This is a genomic window from Bartonella capreoli, assembly GCF_902813205.1.
Classification (GTDB): domain Bacteria; phylum Pseudomonadota; class Alphaproteobacteria; order Rhizobiales; family Rhizobiaceae; genus Bartonella; species Bartonella schoenbuchensis.
Genome location: NZ_CADDZX010000038.1, coordinates 1 through 1,874 on the forward strand (window position 1 = coordinate 1; position 1,874 = coordinate 1,874).

Here is a 1,874-nt window from a genome sequence, read left to right on the forward strand (position 1 = left end):
TATGCATTTAAATCGACAGAAAGGCACCTTAGAGAGAGATTTGGAAGTTTTTTGATGAATTCCACATCTGAAACATAAAACGCTCTGTACGGGGCTAATTTAAGGAAATTAGAACAGATGCGAAAATTAGGGCAATCGCTATGAAATTTATAAAACAACTTTTAGCAAAGAATCTTGACAAGATTAAGGAAATGCGTTTATGTACAAATCAGGTGCTTCAAAAACACTGAATCGATAGCGGATGGTTACCGAAATAATCAGTCTTCCGTGCATTATTAAGACTTTGACTCATTGTATGCGTGTAGCGTATAGTGACCTTGTCGGGTGTAGTTATGCTATACAATACCCTTTATGGGGAAAGCATAACGACGGACTATCGACCGTGTTTTTGAGCACCCGGCGCTCTTTTTTGAGTGTCAATCAAAAACGTTTAATCGATAGGAGTTCATCATGAACGATTTAGTAAAGAACACACAAACTACACTGACGATGTCTAGCCGTGAAATTGTAAAATTGTGTGGTAAAAGACATGACAACGTTATGCGTGATATCAAGAAAATGCTTGAAGAATTATACTCTGAAGGAGGTCTCCTCAAATTTGAGGGCACCTATTTAGACAAGCAAAAAAAGACGCAAAACTGCTACAATCTTCCTAAACGTGAATGCCTTATTTTAATCTCAGGTTATAGCACAGTGTTACGTGCTAAAATTATTGATCGTTGGATGGAACTCGAAAGTCAATTACGATTCGATCATGAATTATTTTCTCGTGATTTATTTAAATCGCCCTCAGGTATCGGTAAAGTTTTAGGAGTAATTGCAAGACGTCTGTCAGATGTAAATGATCTCGAAAACGAGCTTAAACATTACAAATCAGTTACAACAGAAGTGAGACGTGTTTTAGAAAGTTCTGTTGCAAAGGCTGCTTAATTTAAAAGATATAACCATACCTTTCCTCTGTAAAAAGGGGAAGGGGTTTTTAAGCTTTTTCTAAAGATGTATGTTCTTCATTTTGAGTGGGTGTTAGGCTAATTTGTAAATTTAAAGAACTCAAAACATTAAGGAATGTTGAGAGCTTAGGATCACCTTTGTCGCTTAAAGAGCGATAAAGAGATTCTCGATTTAAACCTGTTTTATTGGAAACAGTTGCCATTCCTTGTTTGCGCGCAATAATGCCTAATACATGCGAAACATAGCCACTGTTTTTAGTTTCTAAAGCATCTTGTAATAATTCTTTAAAATCTTCAGGCGTTTTGAAATACTCGCTAGCGTCAAAGGGTGTTATTTTCATCATTAACCTCTTTTACTATTTGTAGGGCTTTTTCGATATCCTTTTGTTGGGTAGATTTATCACCACCATTAAGGAGTAGAATAATTTCTTGCCCTTGTTTTATAAAATAAACTCGATAACCAGGACCATAATTTATTTTTAATTCTCCAATACCGTGAAAATATTTAGCATCACCAAAAAGACCATATTCAAGACGCAAAATACGTGTAGCAATTTTCTTTTGTGCTTGTCTGTCTTTTAAGGAATTTAACCACTTAGTAAAATGCAGAGTTTTCTTAATAATAAACATCTGTAGTTTTTAAGCGACGTAAAAGATAATGTCAAATACAATCTTTGGTTCCAACGACAGAGGAATTTTCTTATTTTTAGAAGAAATTTATTAGTATTATCAGTTAGTTATATGAATAGAATGAGAAAAGCATTTATGTGGTGATAAAATCATATAAATTATTTTTTTCAGTTAGTTATTTTATTTTTCTATATTAACTAGTGTAGCATATTGTTTTATGCTATTGTAAAATATAATAAAAGCAGCTTTTCAAATCCGTATTTCATTTCAATTATTTTCCTTAGAAAAGATAAA

Annotated in this window: 2 protein-coding genes and 1 pseudogene; 1 reads left to right on the plus strand and 2 read right to left on the minus strand. The window is 33.2% G+C overall.

Annotated elements, in window-relative coordinates; all coding sequences use genetic code 11:
- Positions 1-450: 450 nt before the first annotated feature.
- A pseudogene (locus J7R05_RS07020) lies at positions 451-741 on the plus strand (Rha family transcriptional regulator); the annotation flags it as partial.
- A gap of 238 nt (positions 742-979) precedes the next feature.
- On the opposite strand, the gene J7R05_RS07025 reads toward J7R05_RS07020, so the two are convergent.
- On the minus strand, positions 980-1,291 hold the full coding sequence (locus tag J7R05_RS07025; protein WP_208541748.1) for an addiction module antidote protein: 312 nt from the start codon (positions 1,289-1,291) through the stop codon (positions 980-982).
- Positions 1,272-1,580, minus strand: coding sequence for a type II toxin-antitoxin system RelE/ParE family toxin (locus J7R05_RS07030; RefSeq protein WP_010704165.1), 309 nt, complete (start codon positions 1,578-1,580; stop codon positions 1,272-1,274). Before J7R05_RS07030 ends, J7R05_RS07025 begins: the two co-directional genes overlap by 20 nt.
- Between the last annotated feature and the right edge of the window lie 294 nt (positions 1,581-1,874).

Bases quoted from the DNA above. Each gene is read 5' to 3' on its own strand.
- J7R05_RS07025 (WP_208541748.1), bottom strand. From the start codon at position 1,291: ATGAAAATAACACCCTTTGACGCTAGCGAGTATTTCAAAACGCCTGAA.
- J7R05_RS07030 (WP_010704165.1), bottom strand. From the start codon at position 1,580: ATGTTTATTATTAAGAAAACTCTGCATTTTACTAAGTGGTTAAATTCC.